Origin of the sequence: Kordia periserrulae (assembly GCF_003054265.1) — a bacterium.
Taxonomy (GTDB): domain Bacteria; phylum Bacteroidota; class Bacteroidia; order Flavobacteriales; family Flavobacteriaceae; genus Kordia; species Kordia periserrulae.
The window spans coordinates 229,356-247,105 of the sequence record NZ_QBKT01000003.1; the positions used below are offsets into that span (position 1 = coordinate 229,356).

Here is a 17,750-nt window from a genome sequence, read left to right on the forward strand (position 1 = left end):
GGAGTTGATTTCACCTTTTAGACCTTTAGATTTTAAGAAAGTAAGATATTATTATTTAATATAAATATACAGGATGCCTGTAATAATCATTTCTCAATTTGAACAATTGAGGAAGAGGCTTTAATAATTCGGTTGTTTTGTTTAAATCAATTATTATATTTCTACCACGATTTTTTTCTTGGAAAATCATACGATAATAATATGTCACGCAAATAAGTAATGCACCAACAGAATTAAGCGCATTTTGAAGATTTGCCATATTAAAATGCTCATTCCTTTGGTGTTTGATTTTGTTATGACTACGCCACCAATCTGGATTTTCATCATTATTCCAATTTTCCCACGGAATGAACTCTAAGCCATATCTATGTATGAAAACAGGTTCATCAATTATTTCTGGTAAGTTTTGTTGAATAACTTTTCTGTAATCGTTTATATTGTTTGCACTTTCATCATTGAGTATTAGATTGCATATTTCTCGCAGAATTACATCAACTTCTGATGATGCTGAAATCAAAATACGTGCTAGTTCGATAGAGTAAGTCCCTAGATTATCTCCACAAAACTCAATAAACCTGCTAGTTTTTATTAAGTCAGTTTCAATTGAGAGAAAGTAATTCCAATGGAGTTTCGCAGGTTTGCTTTTTATCATTAGGTGTTTTGTTCAGATTTTTAATTGTAATTATAGCATGAAAGTTACAATTTTTCTGATTTGAAGTAAAGATTATTAATAACAATTTAATAATAAAAAACCAGCAACCAACAACCAGCAACTAAAAAAAGGTCATTCAAAAAACTCATCAAGTGTATTAACTACAATGTTAAGTTTTTCAAAGAACCTTTTTAATTGTTTTCTATAAAAAGAATTACTTCAAAGAGCCAACCATATCTTCAGGTTTTACCCATTCGTCGTATTCTTCTGGAGTTACGTAGCCCAAGTTGATAGCTTCTTCACGTAAGGTTGTTCCGTTTTGATGTGCTGTATTGGCAATTTCAGCCGCTTTGTAATACCCGATTTTAGTGTTTAATGCAGTGACTAACATTAAGGAGTTGTTTACCAATTCTTTGATTCTTCCGTGATTTGGTTCAATTCCCGCCGCACAGTTTTCATCAAAACTAACACAGGCGTCACCAATCAATTGTGCCGATTGCAATACATTGTAAATCATCATTGGTTTGAATACGTTGAGTTCGTAGTGTCCTTGTGTCCCACCAACCGTTACGGCAACATCGTTCCCCATGACTTGTGCGCATACCATTGTAATTGCTTCGCATTGTGTTGGATTTACTTTTCCAGGCATGATAGAACTTCCAGGTTCGTTAGCCGGAATGATTAATTCGCCAATTCCAGAACGTGGTCCAGATGCCATTAAACGAATGTCATTCGCAATTTTGTTTAACGAAACCGCTAGTTGTTTTAAAGCACCGTGTGTTTCCACCATAGCATCATGTGCAGCTAGTGCTTCAAATTTGTTTTCAGCAGTGACAAAAGGCAATTCGGTAAAACGCGCGATGAATTCCGAAACACGTTTGGCGTAGCCTTTCGGTGTGTTTAATCCCGTTCCAACGGCAGTTCCACCCAACGCCAATTCGCTTAAATGCGGTAAAGTGTTTTGTAAGGCTTTTAATCCGTGATCTAATTGTGATACATACCCAGAAAATTCTTGTCCGAGCGTTAACGGTGTCGCGTCCATCAAGTGTGTTCTACCGATTTTTACCACATCTTTAAATTCTTCTGATTTTTTCTTTAAGGTATTGCGTAATTGCTTGACACCTGGAATGGTCGTTTCTACAATTTTCTTATACGCGGCAATGTGCATTCCTGTTGGAAAGGTATCGTTTGACGATTGTGATTTGTTCACATCATCATTTGGTTGAATGGTTTTTTCGCCTTCTCCAATTTTCTTTCCAGCCAATTGATGCGCTCTGTTGGCAATTACTTCATTTACGTTCATATTGGATTGCGTTCCAGAACCTGTTTGCCATACAACTAACGGAAATTGGTCATCGTGTTTTCCAGCTAAAATTTCATCACAAACCGCAGCAATTAAGTCTCTTTTTTCAATAGGTAACACGCCTAATTCGCAGTTGGTAAACGCAGCGGCTTTTTTCAAATAAGCGAATCCATATATTACTTCTAACGGCATGCTAGCAGGTGCGCCGATTTTAAAATTATTTCTTGAGCGTTCTGTTTGTGCTCCCCAGATTTTATCTGCCGGAACTTTTACTTCGCCCATCGTATCTTTTTCAATTCTGTATTCCATCTGATTGGTTTTTTGCAGGGCAAAATTACGATTTTTTTGTGTGACAAGGAATTAAAAAGGGGAAAAACACGCTCGAATTTGGGGATTTTCATGGCGATATTTTTAGGATAGGTTTGATAGATTTATTGATGAAATTTTTAACCTTAAAAAAAGAACATGCAAGCGAAAACAACGACATCCATCAGATTGCCTCAATCTATCACGTTACAAATAGAAACCAAAACACCTGCTAGTAATAATATGACTCGAAAGTTGATTTTTGAGAATTATGAAGGCAGGCGAATTGAATTACCGATAACATTGATGCGGACAGCAAGTCATCAATTGGAAGTTACTGATTTTCCTGATACCACGCATAATCTTCAAATTTTAGGAAGTTTGAACCATCGTTCGTTTTGGGATAAAATTTATATCAAAAATACAGGTGGAAATAGTAGCATAGACATTTATAGAATGACTTTAATTGTGCATTATCATAAAGTTGTGGCTGGCGCTGAAAAAGACATTCCGATGTTGTCAAATACGATTGTGAATCGCGTATTGGGTTCGGGCGATAGTGAAGTGTATTTAACGCCTTTTATAGAGCGTCAAATGCTTCGTCATGCAGGCTTGACAAGTAGAAATCATCCAGCAGCAGTATTGGCGGCGAAAGATTTGGGTAAAAGTGGAACGAGTGCAGAAAGTTATGATCAATACGGGAAAAATCCAAAATATAGAGGTTGGATTAGTTATGAGTGTAGTGAATTTGCTTCGTGGTATTTGCATGAAACTGAATGCTGGAGAGATTTTACAAACAAACCCAAAACTGTATTTAGAGATATTACAGCAACGAGCCAATTGCACGCTGTTTACAAAAGCAAAAAACGAACGTATTATTATCACAACGGAAGAAATCGATTTTTAAATGAAGAAACAGAAGTTGCATACACACCAAAACCGGGTGACATTTTTATGCGTAGAGGCAATGGAAAGTTTGAACATTCTATGATTTTCTTACGCTGGAATGCGCGTAATAAAACAGCATTGGTGATTGACGGTCCGTATCCTGTGACGCTGCGAACAGTAGAAGTTCATGCGCTAGAAACACGTGCAGATGATCCGAAGGATTTTATTGTGTGTGAATCAGTAATGACACGGTTTTAAGAAGTAAAGGAGTTTTTTTAACAGATTGGGTAAAAGTACGTATAAATAAAAGCAGTCTTTTTATTACTTTGTAAGCTTAATCAACAAACAATAAGTTATGAGAACTCTTTTTGTGTATATGCTGCTTATAGGAATGCTTCTTTTTAGCTGTAAGCACGATACTTCCAAATGTCCAAAATGTCCCGAGTGTGCTAAGTTTCACGCTGATGCGCACGTTGTAAAAACGCCTAAAACTACTAAAACAAGCACATTTTTGGCATTGTCGGATGTGCATATTGATAGAGAATTACGTCAGACTTGTTTTGAAACAGAGGGTATGTCAGATAAAAGTGTTACTAGTGACACGCTTTGGAAGCGAACCAAATTTAAGATTGAAAGTGTTGCGAAATCTGAAAATCCGAAATTTATGGTGTATTTGGGCGATTTACCAGGCTATAAGAATAGTGAGCGAAGAAATAATTCACATCTAATGCTACAAAATTTACGAAAATTAAAAGTGAATGTTCCAATTTTATACTTGCCTGGAAATAACGATTCTTTAGAAGGTGATTATTATTCGTTTAGTAACGATTCGTTAAATACAGTTTTAAAAGAAGATGCTGATGCAGGAAATCCTTGGCCAATTATTAATAGTAAGTCGACGACAGTACAAGTTAAAAACCTTGATGATAGTAAAAAGCAGTTTGGTTATTATTCAGTAGATTTAGTTGATGGAAAAAACACCTTAAAGGTTATTGCGCTTAATACTGTAATTTTTTGTGCAAAAGGGAAGCATCAATACGTTGCTAAAGATGGCGTATCGCAACAAAAAGCAACACAAGAACAAATGACTTGGTTAGAAGCGAAACTGACCAGTTTAGGAATGAATGATCGCGTATTGATTATGATGCATATTCCTATCGGAAAGGATGGATATAATGGAAAACAAATGTGGCAAAATGATTTGGAATTTATTGATAAATCAGGGAATAAGCATACATTATATAATGGTTTTTTAGATTTAATTGCAGCGCATAAAACCAATATTGTAGGTTTGTTAAACGGACATACGCATACAGATGGTTTACGTAGATTATACGCATCTGATAGCAAAAGTATGATGACATCATTTTCTGTGTCAACTCCCGGAATAGCCGTAAATCATGGAAATAATCCTTCTTTTAAGATATTTACATACAATACAAATACCTTTGATTTGTTAGATTTTAAAACATATTATGCTTCGCCTACAGTGAAGAAAAAATATAAATATAGTACAGATTCAAAAAACACAGATTTTAAATTTTTGGATGGATCTTCCTATACATTTCGTGATTCGTATTATGTCCACAATCCAAACCAAACTATTTTTAATACTTTGGAAAAACAACCCTATGATTCCTTGGTTAAGTATGTAAATAGTACATTGGGCGCAAAAAGCAATCGACATTCAAAACTAAAACACCCTGATGCTGTAAATGTTTACAAAGAGTAATTGTATATTGTTAATAATTCTATCCGATTCAGTATGAATATTGAATTTAAACCAATATCTTTGTGCTGAATTCGATAAAATTCCGGAAAATATGTTTGAATTTGATCAATATTTAGGCTTCTTAGCTTTCCTTACTATCTTAACCATTGGATTTTGGTTAATGATTCTTTTATTAACGTTTATCGTACCATATTGGGTAGGAGGCGCTTTAAAAGAACGCTTTGACGAGTGGAAAGAAGCAAAAAAAGATTCCTAAATACGAAAAGGACAAAGATAAAAAGGGAACTTACGCAAGTGTAAGTTCCCTTTTTTTAAACATATTGATTGAGATATTTTTTATAATGCTTCCAAAAGCATTTCAGCTACTTTTTCAGAAGATGCAGGGTTTTGTCCTGTAATCAACAAACCGTCTTGTACTGCATACGGATTCCAGTTGTCAGCTTTGCTGTAGGTTCCACCATTTTCTTTCAACATTTCTTCGACTAAAAATGGCACCACGTCTGTTAATTGCACAGCTTCTTCTTCTGTATTCGAAAAACCAGTCACTTTTTTTCCTTGTACCAAAGGTGTTCCATCTACCTTTTTTGTATTCTTAAAAACGGCTGGTGCATGACACACTGCAGCCACAGGTTTGTTACTTTGGTAAAAAGCTTCAATAAGCTTGATGGAAGTTGGGTCTTCTGACAAATCCCACAACGGACCGTGTCCGCCAGGGTAAAAAATAGCGTCATAATCTGCAGCATTAACCTTGTCTAATTGTACAGTGTTTGCCAATAATTGCTGTGTTTCTTTGTCGGCATTAAATCGTTTTGTCGCAGGCGTTTGTGCATCGTCAGCGGCACTTTTAGGATCAATTGGCGGTTGTCCTCCTTTGGGAGAAGCTAAGGTAATCTCAACTCCTTTGTCTTTTAATGTGTAATACGGCGCAGCAAATTCTTCAATCCAAAAACCCGTTTTTTCTCCCGTGTTTCCTAATTGATTGTGGCTCGTTAAAACAAACAATACTTTTTTCATTTGTTGTTGTGGTTCTTTTTGAGGTTTCTTTTCAGTTAATGTACAGGCTGTAATCACAATAATGACAGCGAGTACACTCATTATGTATTTCATAGGGGAATGATTATACTGCAAATATATTTTTTTAAATCGAGAAAAAAATTGATGTATGTTAAGAATGTGTAAAACTAATTTCCTTTCGGATTCGACTCAAGCTTTCGGTAGTAATTCCTAAATACGATGCAATATGGTAATTTTTAACGGATTGCTCCACGTTTGGATAATCGTGGGTAAAGTTGAGATAACGCTCTTTGGCGGTTTGTGATAAATTGGCTAAAATTCGTTTTTGAAGGCTGACAAACGAGCGCTCTAGCTTTTTGCGAATAAAACGTTCGGTTTTGGGAATTTGATTGAAAATGTCTTCTACATCACTTCTAGAAACTTTATAGAGTGTAGCATCTTCCAAACATTCGATATTGAGTGCTGCATCAGTTCCTGAGAAAAATCCAATATAATCGCTAATCCACCAACCTTTAATGGCAAATTGAATGGTGTGTTCTTTTCCTGATTTAGAGATTAAGTACGTTCGCAAACAACCGTCCGCCACAAAATATTGACAATCGACCTTTTCGCCAGCATGTAAAATAATCTCGCCTTTTTTAAACGTAACTTTGCGATACTTTTTTTCAATAAAATCAATTTCAGCTTCCGTAAATGAAAGCTGTTTGTCATGATAAATTTGATATACTATAGAAGTTGCTTTTGGCATCAAAAATTAAAAGAGTTTGAAAAAGCTTAGTTAAGGTTTCTACATAAATAACTTTTTATAAAATTAAAAGTAAATTCATACAAAACTAAAATAAATATAAGAAAAATACGTATATAAAAGTGATTCTTTAAGAGCTATGTTTCTTAAATAATGTGTTATTTTTTGGTATAACATTACTGTTGTTTGGTATGCCGATTCAAATTTTACAGATAAAAAACAAAAACCAAACGGCTTTTTGCTAATTTCGCAATCTCAAAAAAATAGAACATGATTACGGTTGACAATATTGCGGTAGAATTTAGTGGAACAACGTTGTTTAGCGATGTGAATTTTGTCATTAACGAAAATGATAAAATCGCGTTGATGGGAAAAAATGGCGCTGGAAAATCAACAATGATGAAGATTATTGCAGGTGTGCAAAACGCAACACGCGGAAAAGTAAATGCGCCTAAAGACACCGTGATTGCCTACTTGCCACAGCATTTGTTGACGGAAGATAAGCGTACCGTTTTTGAAGAAGCTTCGAAAGCATTTCAACATATTTTTGAAATGCGCGACCGTATGGACGAACTCAATAAACAGTTGGAAACGCGAACTGATTATGAAAGTGAAGCGTATATGAAAATCATTGAAGAAGTTTCTGAATTGGGCGAACGCTATTATGCGTTGGAAGAAATAAATTACGATGCCGAAGTTGAAAAAGCACTGAAAGGACTTGGTTTTAAGCAAGACGATTTTCAACGTATGACGAGTGAATTTAGTGGCGGTTGGCGTATGCGAATTGAATTGGCGAAAATTCTATTGCAAAAACCCGATTTAATTCTGCTTGATGAGCCAACAAATCATATTGACATCGAATCGGTGATTTGGTTAGAAGATTTTTTGGTGAACAAAGCCAATGCAGTCATGGTGATATCGCACGACAGAGCGTTTATTGACAATATTACCAATCGTACCATTGAAGTCACTATGGGACGCATTTACGACTACAAAGCCAATTACTCACATTACTTGGAATTGCGTGCCGATCGTCGCGCACATCAACTAAAAGCCTATCAAGAACAGCAAAAATTTATAGCGGACAATCAGGCGTTTATAGAGCGATTTAAAGGGACGTATTCCAAAACAAATCAAGTCGCTTCTCGTGTGCGAATGCTGGAAAAGTTAGAAATCATTGAAGTGGATGAGGTTGACAATTCAGCCTTAAAACTCAAATTTCCACCTGCGCCGCGTTCCGGTGATTATCCTGTGATTGTGGAAGATTTGTCCAAAAGTTATGAGAATCATGTGGTGTTTAAAAATGCAAGTTTCTCCATTGCACGTGGTGAAAAAGTATCGTTTGTTGGTAGAAACGGAGAAGGAAAATCGACGATGATTAAATCCATTTTAGGAGAAATAGAACACGAAGGTACCTGTACGCTTGGACACAATGTGAAAGTTGGGTATTTCGCGCAAAATCAGGCATCATTGCTCGACCCGAATTTGACAATTTTTCAAACTGTAGATGAAGTTGCTAAAGGAGACATTCGCACGCAAATCAAAAATATCTTGGGACAGTTTATGTTTCAAGGAGATGATATTGATAAAAAAGTCAGCGTACTTTCTGGAGGCGAAAAAACACGTTTGGCAATGGTAAAGTTGTTGCTAGAACCTGTAAATCTGCTCATTTTAGATGAGCCAACCAATCATTTAGATTTACGTTCCAAAGACGTATTAAAAGATGCGCTCAAAGCGTTTGATGGCACGCTAATTTTGGTTTCTCACGACCGTGATTTTCTTCAAGGACTATCGCAAAAAGTATTCGAATTTAAAGACCAACGCGTTATTGAACACTTTGAAACCATTGATGCATTTTTAGAGCGCAATCGTATCAAAAATATTAAGGAAATTGATTTAAAAGCTTAATATTATATTCTTCTTATCATTCTAAATACAAAACAGAAAAGTAAGATTAAACCTTAAATATAGGTGTAAAAAACCTGCACAAAAGGTGTTTTAACTATTCTAAATTTAAAGTTCCAAAGCTAATTTTGCCTTCAATATTTCTAGAATTTATCAAAAAACTAGGGATAGTAACTAAAACAAAGGGAAATGAAAACAGCAATGAACTTATCAAAAAAGTGGAACTATTTTATACTATGTATAGTAGCTTTTACGACAAGCAATTTATTAGAAGCGCAAACCATAACTTCTATCATGTCCTCGTATAATGGATATGATATGAATACTGATGGTATAAACGAAATTAATCAATTAACGTATTTACCATTTGAAAATATCTATGAAAGAGTCAACAACAATGAAAAATTGGTGTTGGTATTGGTTGAAGACAGAATATTGGAAAGCATCACGGGAAGTTCTTTATCGGAACAAGAACTATTAAAAAGACTCGAACAATATAAAGATGATTTAAAATCAGAAGGATACACGACAAAATTCATAAAAGCCAGTATTTATAATGGTGTAGAACATCAAGACGGGAGAACACTGCTTGCGATACGCGCCTTCTTAAAAGACATTAAACAGTCTAAAAACTTACAAGGAGTTGTATTGGTTGGTGCATTTCCTGAAGCGATGATTGTGAGGCGATGGATTTGGAGACGAAAAAACTGGGACGTTACTATTGACGGAACCGCGTATACAGGAAGTAATCAACGAGATTTTTTAAGAATCGTTCCTGAAATTGTTGCACACAGAGCAGATATTGTTTTGGCAGATTTGGACGGGAATTGGGAAAAAATCTATGAAAAAGGTCCTGTAGGTTTAGCATCTATCGAAGCACTTCCTGTAACTGGAACCAATACTAATTGGCCACTATCTGGCATGACATTTACTTCTACAAAATATAATGACCAAGTGAAGTCATTTCAAGATTTTTTCTGGATACAAGATGATAATTTTATTCGACTTGATTCACCTAGAGGAGTCCTTAAATTAAAAATTAGAACAACTCAAAGACATCCAGAAATTAGTCGTAGTGATCGAGCGAAACCAAATCCTATTGCGAGGCCAGAAATATTTGTGTCAAGAATTAATGCTAGAAACATTGCCGTTTCAACCAATAAAAATTATGTAGACGCAAGCAACCAAGGATTACTAGATGCAAATGGAAAGCCTCGAACTCTGGAAACAAATCAAAATTTAAATCCAAAATCATTTTTAATAAAAGATCCAATTACAGAACGTAAAATCCTTATCAATTATTTTGATAGAAATCATAGTTACAGAGTAGGTGGTAATCCGTTAAACAGTCATAGAACGGGAGCTGTAAAATTTGGAACAGGTTTAATCAATGCTTCAAATCTCAATAATTATCTAAAAAAGGCATCATCAAGCTTTAGTAGTTCTGTTACATATGATGAAGCGAGTTTAGTAGATTATGTAAAATTTTTAAAAACACCTGCAACCCTCAGAGGGATGTCATCACATTCAGATCCTTGGGGAAGTATATACGATGATTCTTATAATGTAAATGAATTGGAAAATTTAGTAGGAGGGAAGCCTTGGCTTTGGAAAAAAGAAGCTATTTCAAGCGGATATCGGTATACACCTTCGTTAGTTGGACTCAATGGAAAAGCTGATGCGTATGTGCATAGAACCATTTATGAAAACAATATTCTTTCAGGAACGGGAGGAAACCTTTTTATACACAATGGTTGTGAAGTAAACAGTCCTGGAAACGCATCTAAAAGACCTTATAATCACAAAGATTACGGTTCTTCTAGCGGACTACAGAATGCAGAAAGTATTTTATTTTTCCTAAATGGAGTTGCTTTGGCTTCACGAGCAAAAGTATTTTATGACAAACCAGAAGGCTTTACAGAAGAAATTGGTAAAAATAAAAAGAATCATTTCGGTATAGGTTGGAAAGCATATTTTACCAAAGAATCGAATAATGCTAGCTTAGCTTCAAATGTTTCTGGAAATAAACGAACTTATACTTGGAGTATTATTGGCGATTGGACTGCTAGAGTTCAGTATGACAATGGACTTGGTATCCTAAAACTTGAAGGAAACAACTTAAAAAATCATGCAGTACATGCAAATCAAGCGTGGTTTGGTGGCTGGAATTTTGATTCAAAACTCAATGATATAAAGGGTAAAGGTGATTTTAATGGTGACGGAATTGATGATATTTTGATTAATAGTTCGTGGGGAATCGGAGTATTATCCCGCATTGGAAATCAATGGAAAAGTATTGTAGTAAAGCCAAAAGATAGTTGGTTTGGTGGATGGCGTTATGGCGTGAATGATAAAATTGAAGCTATTGCAGATTTTGACAATGATGGAAAAGACGAAATTTTAATTACTAGTAATTGGGGAATTGCCATTTTGAAACTTCAAGGAAACTCATTTAGATCTATAATGGTAAAACCCAATGGAACTCGTTTTGGTACCTGGACATACAATAAAACTACGGTGCGCGATAACAAAATAGAAGGTGTTGGCGATTTTAACGGTGATGGCAAAGTTGATATTTTAGTCTCAAAGCCTTACGGAATTGGGCTATTAACCTTATCAGGATCTACTTTTCAAAGTATTGTTGTAAAGCCAAATGACACTTGGTTTGGTGGATGGCGTTATGCAGTTAGTAATAAAATTGAAGCTATTGCAGATTTTAATAATGACGGAAAAGATGAAATTTTAATCACCAGCAATTGGGGAATCGGAATACTGAAACTTCAAGGAAATACATTTAAATCAATATTGGTAAAACCCAATGGAACTCGTTTTGGGACGTGGACATACAACACAACTACTGTTCGCGACAACAAAATAGAAGGTGTTGGCGATTTTAATGGGGATGGAAAAGCTGATATTTTAGTCTCAAAACCCTACGGAATTGCACTATTGACATTATCAAGAACTACTTTGCGTAGTATTGTTGTAAAACCTGTGGGAACTCGATTTGGTCAATGGACTTACAACACGCGATACGTACGTGACAACAAGGTTGAAAAAATAGGCGATTTTAATGGGGATGGAAAAGCTGATATCCTAATGTCAAAACCTTACGGGATTGCCTTGTTGAGTCTTTCAGGTGATACCTTTACAAGTTTATATATCAAACAAAATAATAACAAAATAGGAAATTGGCATCTAAAAGCAACAAATAGTTTTCCTGTTATTGGAAATTTCGATGGACAATCAGGAGAAGAAATCATTATATATAACTAGTGGAACCTAAAATGATTCTACATATTCATTAAATTAACGTGAGTTCGACTTAAGAAATCACTATTCAATTCATAATTCGCTGATAAACAAATAATTGTCAGTTCGAGCGCAGTCAAGAACAGCTAAGAATTGATAATTTCAAAGGAATCTCGTGAGCTATGCTCGGTATCTACGATGATGCTCGATTTGACATTGAGTATAATTTATTAGTAATCAACTACATAATAAAATAGTTGTATCAAGCTCACGTTAAAATATAAAAACGAACTTAGGTTCGTTTTTATATTTTTGGTAGTATCCAAAATCATATAGAATTAATTAAAAAAAGCACACAATCGAACCCAAAATGTAGGTCTTAAAAGTAGGATACGCTTGTAGCAGAAGTACTACTGTAAATCCGTTATTTTTACACGATTTAAACTTGCGCTAAGGTTATCTCATCTTTAAAAAATCACAAATTCTATACTTTTTCACACAGGTTGATGTTTTAATTTGTAAATTTAAAAGTAGGGAAATAATTATTTTTCTTACATAACAAATTCAATAAGAACCAACGTACATTCAGAATTTAATTTTTTAAATTCAAAAAAAGAAGAGAAGATAGTTGAAGCATACGTCATTCTACTAGTATCTTAAACATACCATTATGCCATATTAAATCGTACTAAAAATAATGAAAAACACCGATTATTCTAAAATTGCAGATTCCTACAGCGAAAGCAAAACACGGCACAATATCAATCCTGACGAACACATCAACAATTTGTTGCAACACAAAAAGAAACTACGCGTTTTGGACGTAGGTTGTGGTACTGGAAATTATTTGATGAAACAGCAACAATTTTTTGAGGAACGCGGGCAAATCGAATGGTTTGGCATTGATTCTTCGGAAGCGATGTTAGACGTTTTTGCAAAGAATAATCAACAAGATACTATTACGATAAAATTGGCGGCTGCCGAAGCGATTCCTTTTGAAGCTAATTATTTTGATTATGTCATTTGCAATCATTCGTATCATCATTTTGCAGACAAAGAAAAAGCGTTTGCTGAAATTTTTCGTGTTTTGCGAAAAAAGGGCGTGTATTGTATTCATACAATTCATCCCTACGACATGAAAAAATCGTGGGTATATCAATTTTTTCCAAACGTATATCAAGAAGATATCTCACTATTTTATTCAATGGATAAACTTTTTAGAGCCTTGGAAACTGCGGGATTTAATGCCGAAATAGAAAAAAGAGTGTTTACGTATCGTCGCAGTATGAAATCCATTCAAGAAGAGGCAAAACTTCGAAATTACTCGCAATTGCAACTTATTTCAGATGTAGAATACGAGAATGGTATCATTGCTATTGAAAATTTCATGCAGTTTAACAAAAGTGTCTTAATTGAGCATGCAAAGCTGTATCCGATTGGGTTTAAAAGCTAGAGAAATTCTTTAAAACTACAGAAAATAGTTTTCCACTTTTCATAGAAACTACATTTTTTTGTAAGGATTTTATAAAATTTAACAATATAATTCTGTGTTGATATTATGAAGTTTCATCAAAAAGCCTATTTTTACAGTCTACAGATTAAAAAATAATAATACACCTAAAATTACACACAATTATCACATTCAGTTTATCCTTACTAATAATGAAAGAGCGACTTACAAAAAGCTACCCGTAAGTGTAGTAGTGTGTAATCGTCTTTGGTATAACTTTGTGATAAACCTTAAAAAATGGAAAGTAGATACGATAGGAATAGAATATACTTGAGCAATCAAGAACAAGAAATTATCAAGCAGTGTCCGATTCTTTTAGGAGGTTCAGGAATTGGAAGCGTAATTGCCGAGTGTGCTTTACGCTTAGGTTTTGAAAATATTACAATTGTGGATGGCGATCAAGTTGAAACCTCAAACCTTAACAGGCAAAATTACACCGAAGATGATATTTCTGAGGACAAAGTAAGTGCTATTCAACGACGATTAAAGTCAATCAATAAAAACGCTACGATTGAAGTGCATAATTGTTTTTTGACAGCAGAAAATGTAGCCGATTTTATTGACGGTCATGAAATTGCTATCAATGCCTTAGATTTTTCTTCGGAAGTACCGTTACTCTTTGACGAAATATGTCAACAAAAAGGAATTCCTGTCTTACATCCGTACAATTTAGGTTGGGGCGGCTTATTGACGATTATTTCTCCCAAAGGATTGTCGCTCACATCCATTGAGAAACCACAAGAAACATTTAACGAAGTCAAAATGGTGGAGTATGCTTCCAACTATTTAAAATTTTGGAGAACGCCACATCATTGGATTGATGAAGTGATAGAAAAATACAAAAAAGAAAAAGGCTCTTTGCCGCCACCACAACTTTCCATTGCTTCGTGGACAGTAGCTGCCATGTGTACGCATATTATGTTTAATATTGCGACAGATAAGCATATTAAAACATTTCCAGAGTTTTACCTTTCTACCTTAATGAACGATTAAATAAGTTGATTATTGGTAGCACACACAATAGCTTCCGAAATATTCGCTACATCGAGCTTTTCAAACAATTTCTTTCGGTGAAATTTTACGGTGTCAGGCGACACAAAAATAGCTTCTGCCACTTCATTAATCGTAAATCCACGCGTAGAATATTGTAAAATTTCTTTCTCTCTACTAGTAAGTTTGATAACTTCTGTTTCTTTCCAAAAATCACCTTCTAAATCGTAGTGAAATACTTTATTATCTCCTTTTTTATAAATTTTAATATTACCAGCGTCATCTTCTCCAGAAATAGAAATAATACACAATGCTTTCCAAATTTTACCATCCTGCGTTAAAAAAAGCGGTGTCAACTTTTGGTTGATTAAAATCTTCTTTCCTTCTTGATTTTTCAGGTGATAATCATAAGAAATCGTGTAGTTTTTTCGCTCTGCTACAGGAATTTTTTCATAAAATTCAAATCCAATCGTATTGATTTTTAGGAGCAAATTTAAGTCAGACTCAATTACATATTTGAAATAAAAGGCATATCCCATTTCTTTTACTTCTTGAGAAGTATGTCCGCATAAAAACAGAGGATTGTCAGAAACGTACTCAAATCCTTTCTTTTGATAATCAATAATATAGATGCTTTTATAAGTGGTTCTTGCAAAAGCCTCTATAGGTTCAAGGTAATTGGATGTCTGTTTTTTCTCTTCGTCAGAAATACCCCCTACAGTATTCCTGAAAGAAAAAAAGTCGTCAATTTTTGTCATGGCGGCAATTTTAACAAAGATACCACTTTTTTTTTCACCTACCCTTTTGGGTAGTTTTTATGTAACCAATTCATAACTACTCTTTTGTGTAAAAAAACTGATAGTAATGCTATTTAGCTTTGAGTGTAAAACATATATAATCATGATACTCTCGAACAATTACTTAGAAAAACTTCAGGAAAACCAAATGTACAACTTGGCTGAGTTTGTTGTACAGGAAAACTTCAAACATCATTTAGAAAGTAATCTTCCAAGCAATTACAAAAAAGATGTCAGTGATATCTATAAAGAGGAATTAGATTACTGTAAAAATTCAAAGGTGTTTGTAAGTAAAGACGAACATGGCAACATCTTAGGAGCCATTCGCGTCTTACAATGGAACTTCACAGACGTGTTACCACTACAGAAGATTTTTGGAATCAATCCGCTGTTAGTGATTAAAAATCCAAATGTGAATAATATATATCACATTGGGCGTTTTGCGATTAAAAAAGGAGTGCGCGACATTAATTTACTCAAAAAATTAATGGTACATGCCATTGCTCCAATTTGTCAACACAAAGATAACATCGCTTTTGCAGAATGCGATAGCAAATTACTTCGCATTTTAAACATCTTAGGTATTAAAACGGATATCATAGGCGAATCTATAGAATATTTAGGTTCTGAAACCATTCCTATTGCCATGAGCTATGATGGATTGATTGATTTTTACATCAAAAATTTACATCTAGCGGGCAAACTAGACAGCGATGTTATAGATCCATATGTACTTCCAACTAGGAAGATAGCAACCATACAACCATACAAGTACACTGCATAATCATTTTAAAGAACCATAACCATGAATAATTTAAATGTTAATAACATTGATTGGAGTTCTTCAGAAATGTTGATGCAATTCGTAAAGGAAATCAAAGCACCTTTGGATTCCATTATTGAAGCCAATCAAAAACTATCAAAGGGTACGATAGTAACAACACAAGACAATACGAGCGATATCATTTTTTCGAGCAGTCAACAAATTGCTAGTTTAATAGAAAAAGTGGTACAACGCGCAAGTACTGACACAACAACCGAAAATCTACCGCTGATTTACCAAATATACTACAGTAATGAGCGCGTACAATCGATGTGCAAACAAGAAATCAACCCAAACAAAATCTCTAAACAAGATGCCAAATGGTTGATGGAGTTGGAAAGCGAAGTCTATAAAAATATCAAACACAAAGACCTTAATTTATACGATTTGTCCTATAAATTAGCGGTAAGTGAACGCCAATTGCATCGAAAAATAAAAAGTTTGCTACATCTTACACCAAACAAGTACATTAGAATACTGCGGTTGCACAAAGCCAAGCAATTTATTGACGATTATATTTACGATACCATTTCGCAAATATCGTATGCAGTAGGCTATTACGATACGCACTATTTTTCAAAACTGTTCAATCAGCAATATGGTGTGTTTCCAAAAGAACTTCTAAAAGCTAGAAGACTTTAAAAAAAAATAGTTGCAGCTCTTTATTTTGGTGTTCTTGTCGTCTTTTTGGCAGTTTCGTACGCATGGTAACAATTACATTTACAAGTACATAAACCCTCTAAAAAAATGGCACTAACAGAACAACAAAAAGCACAATATTTCCTTACAAGTATTTATAAAAAAGCTTGGGAGGACAGCGTATTCAAAAAGAATCTTATCAAAAACCCTTTAGAAACGCTCAATACATTTACGGGAAAAGAAGGGAAAATCCCAGAAGGAAAAATACTCGTAGTAGAAGACCAAACGAATCCAAACCATATTTATCTAAATATACCTGCAAAACCAAATAATTATGGGAATACCGAACTTAGTGACAATCAATTAGAAGACATCTCAGGAGCTTCAGATTCTGTGACTGCTATTGATTGGAACTACGTCGTACAGGGAATAAAATCCGTTGTGCGAAGTTGGTCTTAATGCTTTTAAAAAGCTGCACAAATAAAAGGTACATTCTGTAAAAAATGTACCTTTTATTTTTTTACTCGATAATCGAGATTGAACATACACCGACGCTTGCCTCGAAATAGTTGACTACAATCCTATGTCATTTTCCTCTGCCTCATTGGCAGTTTTCAACCCTTTGCAAAACATACCTTAGTGCTAACTAATATTTAATACAAAAAATATGAAACGCGTACTTTTTCTATTAGGTCATTTGAGTGATTTAGATATTGAATGGATGATCCACAATGGTAGTAAAGCTGAACTAGAAGTTGGGGACCGATTAATTAAAAAAGGAGAGGCAATAGACAATTTATACATTGTACTTTCTGGACAATTATCCATCACCGACGGTACTAGTGACAAACACATTGCTTTACTCGGAGCTGGAGAAATTGTTGGAGAAATGTCTTTCTTAGAATCAAGACCGCCATCCGTTTCTGTAATTGCTTCCAAAGCCACGACAGTATTTTGTATTTCCAGAGAATTAATGAATAGCCGTTTGGCAAACAACTTAGAATTTAGAGCAAATTTCTACTACGCTATTTCGCTATTCCTATCCAACCGATTACGAAAAACAACCAGTCAATTAGGGTATGGTTCGCCAGAAGAAGCAGACTTAATAGACGAAAATGTGCTGGATGGAGTTTCGCAAGCAGGCTCACGATTTGGACAAATTTTACAAAAATTTTCAGAAGTATAAACCGCCTC

At 34.6% G+C, this 17,750-nt stretch carries 16 protein-coding genes; 11 read left to right on the top strand and 5 right to left on the bottom strand.

Annotated features, from left to right (window positions below; translation table 11 throughout):
- Positions 1 to 55: 55 nt before the first annotated feature.
- Together C8N46_RS07920 and fumC are read right to left on the bottom strand one after the other, a co-directional pair.
- On the bottom strand, positions 56 to 652 hold the full coding sequence (locus C8N46_RS07920; RefSeq protein WP_108114345.1) for a hypothetical protein: 597 nt from the start codon (positions 650 to 652) through the stop codon (positions 56 to 58).
- Between the two features lie 214 nt (positions 653 to 866).
- Positions 867 to 2,264, bottom strand: a complete 1,398-nt coding sequence (gene fumC / locus C8N46_RS07925) for a class II fumarate hydratase (protein WP_108114346.1) — start codon at positions 2,262 to 2,264, stop codon at positions 867 to 869.
- A 156-nt stretch (positions 2,265 to 2,420) separates the two neighbouring features.
- Between fumC and C8N46_RS07930 the strand changes: the two genes are divergently transcribed.
- From C8N46_RS07930 to C8N46_RS20765, 3 genes are all read left to right on the top strand, one after another.
- The gene (locus C8N46_RS07930) at positions 2,421 to 3,407 is read left to right on the top strand and encodes a hypothetical protein (protein ID WP_108114347.1); all 987 of its coding nucleotides are present in this window, start codon (positions 2,421 to 2,423) and stop codon (positions 3,405 to 3,407) included.
- Between the two features lie 97 nt (positions 3,408 to 3,504).
- On the top strand, positions 3,505 to 4,881 hold the full coding sequence (locus tag C8N46_RS07935) for a metallophosphoesterase (RefSeq protein ID WP_108114348.1): 1,377 nt from the start codon (positions 3,505 to 3,507) through the stop codon (positions 4,879 to 4,881).
- A gap of 91 nt (positions 4,882 to 4,972) precedes the next feature.
- A complete protein-coding gene (locus C8N46_RS20765; RefSeq protein WP_170110073.1) occupies positions 4,973 to 5,137 on the top strand; it encodes a hypothetical protein in 165 nt (54 codons plus the stop codon).
- Positions 5,138 to 5,217: 80 nt separating this feature from the next.
- Here the strand turns inward: C8N46_RS20765 and C8N46_RS07940 are convergent, their stop codons facing one another.
- Positions 5,218 to 5,988 (bottom strand): type 1 glutamine amidotransferase domain-containing protein, encoded by a 771-nt coding sequence (locus C8N46_RS07940; RefSeq protein WP_170110074.1) that lies wholly within the window; start codon positions 5,986 to 5,988, stop codon positions 5,218 to 5,220.
- Positions 5,989 to 6,046: 58 nt separating this feature from the next.
- Positions 6,047 to 6,643 (bottom strand): Crp/Fnr family transcriptional regulator, encoded by a 597-nt coding sequence (locus tag C8N46_RS07945; RefSeq protein ID WP_170110075.1) that lies wholly within the window; start codon positions 6,641 to 6,643, stop codon positions 6,047 to 6,049.
- Positions 6,644 to 6,910: 267 nt separating this feature from the next.
- Here C8N46_RS07945 and C8N46_RS07950 point away from each other — a divergent pair, with 267 nt between their 5' ends.
- From C8N46_RS07950 to C8N46_RS07965, 4 genes are all read left to right on the top strand, one after another.
- Positions 6,911 to 8,548: an ABC-F family ATP-binding cassette domain-containing protein gene (locus tag C8N46_RS07950; RefSeq protein WP_108114349.1), complete on the top strand. Its 1,638-nt coding sequence runs from the start codon at positions 6,911 to 6,913 to the stop codon at positions 8,546 to 8,548.
- 186 nt (positions 8,549 to 8,734) lie between these two features.
- The gene (locus tag C8N46_RS07955; RefSeq protein WP_108114350.1) at positions 8,735 to 11,821 is read left to right on the top strand and encodes an FG-GAP repeat domain-containing protein; all 3,087 of its coding nucleotides are present in this window, start codon (positions 8,735 to 8,737) and stop codon (positions 11,819 to 11,821) included.
- 673 nt (positions 11,822 to 12,494) lie between these two features.
- The gene (locus C8N46_RS07960; RefSeq protein WP_108114351.1) at positions 12,495 to 13,250 is read left to right on the top strand and encodes a class I SAM-dependent methyltransferase; all 756 of its coding nucleotides are present in this window, start codon (positions 12,495 to 12,497) and stop codon (positions 13,248 to 13,250) included.
- A 294-nt stretch (positions 13,251 to 13,544) separates the two neighbouring features.
- On the top strand, positions 13,545 to 14,300 hold the full coding sequence (locus C8N46_RS07965; protein WP_108114352.1) for a HesA/MoeB/ThiF family protein: 756 nt from the start codon (positions 13,545 to 13,547) through the stop codon (positions 14,298 to 14,300).
- Here C8N46_RS07965 and C8N46_RS07970 read toward each other — a convergent pair.
- Positions 14,297 to 15,055 (bottom strand): response regulator transcription factor, encoded by a 759-nt coding sequence (locus tag C8N46_RS07970; protein WP_108114353.1) that lies wholly within the window; start codon positions 15,053 to 15,055, stop codon positions 14,297 to 14,299. The two genes, C8N46_RS07965 and C8N46_RS07970, sit on opposite strands and share 4 nt — an antisense overlap.
- Before the next feature lie 142 nt (positions 15,056 to 15,197).
- Here C8N46_RS07970 and C8N46_RS07975 point away from each other — a divergent pair, with 142 nt between their 5' ends.
- From C8N46_RS07975 to C8N46_RS07990, 4 genes are all read left to right on the top strand, one after another.
- A complete protein-coding gene (locus C8N46_RS07975) occupies positions 15,198 to 15,878 on the top strand; it encodes a hypothetical protein (protein WP_108114354.1) in 681 nt (226 codons plus the stop codon).
- Between the two features lie 21 nt (positions 15,879 to 15,899).
- Positions 15,900 to 16,559 (top strand): helix-turn-helix domain-containing protein, encoded by a 660-nt coding sequence (locus C8N46_RS07980; RefSeq protein ID WP_108114355.1) that lies wholly within the window; start codon positions 15,900 to 15,902, stop codon positions 16,557 to 16,559.
- A 105-nt stretch (positions 16,560 to 16,664) separates the two neighbouring features.
- Positions 16,665 to 17,015: a TOMM propeptide domain-containing protein gene (locus tag C8N46_RS07985; RefSeq protein ID WP_108114356.1), complete on the top strand. Its 351-nt coding sequence runs from the start codon at positions 16,665 to 16,667 to the stop codon at positions 17,013 to 17,015.
- Between the two features lie 208 nt (positions 17,016 to 17,223).
- Entirely contained in the window at positions 17,224 to 17,742 is a 519-nt protein-coding gene (locus tag C8N46_RS07990) for a cyclic nucleotide-binding domain-containing protein (RefSeq protein ID WP_108114357.1), read from the top strand.
- Positions 17,743 to 17,750: the final 8 nt, after the last annotated feature.

Bases quoted from the DNA above. Each gene is read 5' to 3' on its own strand.
- C8N46_RS07920 (WP_108114345.1), bottom strand. From the start codon at position 652: ATGATAAAAAGCAAACCTGCGAAACTCCATTGGAATTACTTTCTCTCA.
- fumC (WP_108114346.1), bottom strand. From the start codon at position 2,264: ATGGAATACAGAATTGAAAAAGATACGATGGGCGAAGTAAAAGTTCCG.
- C8N46_RS07930 (WP_108114347.1), top strand. From the start codon at position 2,421: ATGCAAGCGAAAACAACGACATCCATCAGATTGCCTCAATCTATCACG.
- C8N46_RS07935 (WP_108114348.1), top strand. From the start codon at position 3,505: ATGAGAACTCTTTTTGTGTATATGCTGCTTATAGGAATGCTTCTTTTT.
- C8N46_RS20765 (WP_170110073.1), top strand. From the start codon at position 4,973: ATGTTTGAATTTGATCAATATTTAGGCTTCTTAGCTTTCCTTACTATC.
- C8N46_RS07940 (WP_170110074.1), bottom strand. From the start codon at position 5,988: ATGAAATACATAATGAGTGTACTCGCTGTCATTATTGTGATTACAGCC.
- C8N46_RS07945 (WP_170110075.1), bottom strand. From the start codon at position 6,643: ATGCCAAAAGCAACTTCTATAGTATATCAAATTTATCATGACAAACAG.
- C8N46_RS07950 (WP_108114349.1), top strand. From the start codon at position 6,911: ATGATTACGGTTGACAATATTGCGGTAGAATTTAGTGGAACAACGTTG.
- C8N46_RS07955 (WP_108114350.1), top strand. From the start codon at position 8,735: ATGAAAACAGCAATGAACTTATCAAAAAAGTGGAACTATTTTATACTA.
- C8N46_RS07960 (WP_108114351.1), top strand. From the start codon at position 12,495: ATGAAAAACACCGATTATTCTAAAATTGCAGATTCCTACAGCGAAAGC.
- C8N46_RS07965 (WP_108114352.1), top strand. From the start codon at position 13,545: ATGGAAAGTAGATACGATAGGAATAGAATATACTTGAGCAATCAAGAA.
- C8N46_RS07970 (WP_108114353.1), bottom strand. From the start codon at position 15,055: ATGACAAAAATTGACGACTTTTTTTCTTTCAGGAATACTGTAGGGGGT.
- C8N46_RS07975 (WP_108114354.1), top strand. From the start codon at position 15,198: ATGATACTCTCGAACAATTACTTAGAAAAACTTCAGGAAAACCAAATG.
- C8N46_RS07980 (WP_108114355.1), top strand. From the start codon at position 15,900: ATGAATAATTTAAATGTTAATAACATTGATTGGAGTTCTTCAGAAATG.
- C8N46_RS07985 (WP_108114356.1), top strand. From the start codon at position 16,665: ATGGCACTAACAGAACAACAAAAAGCACAATATTTCCTTACAAGTATT.
- C8N46_RS07990 (WP_108114357.1), top strand. From the start codon at position 17,224: ATGAAACGCGTACTTTTTCTATTAGGTCATTTGAGTGATTTAGATATT.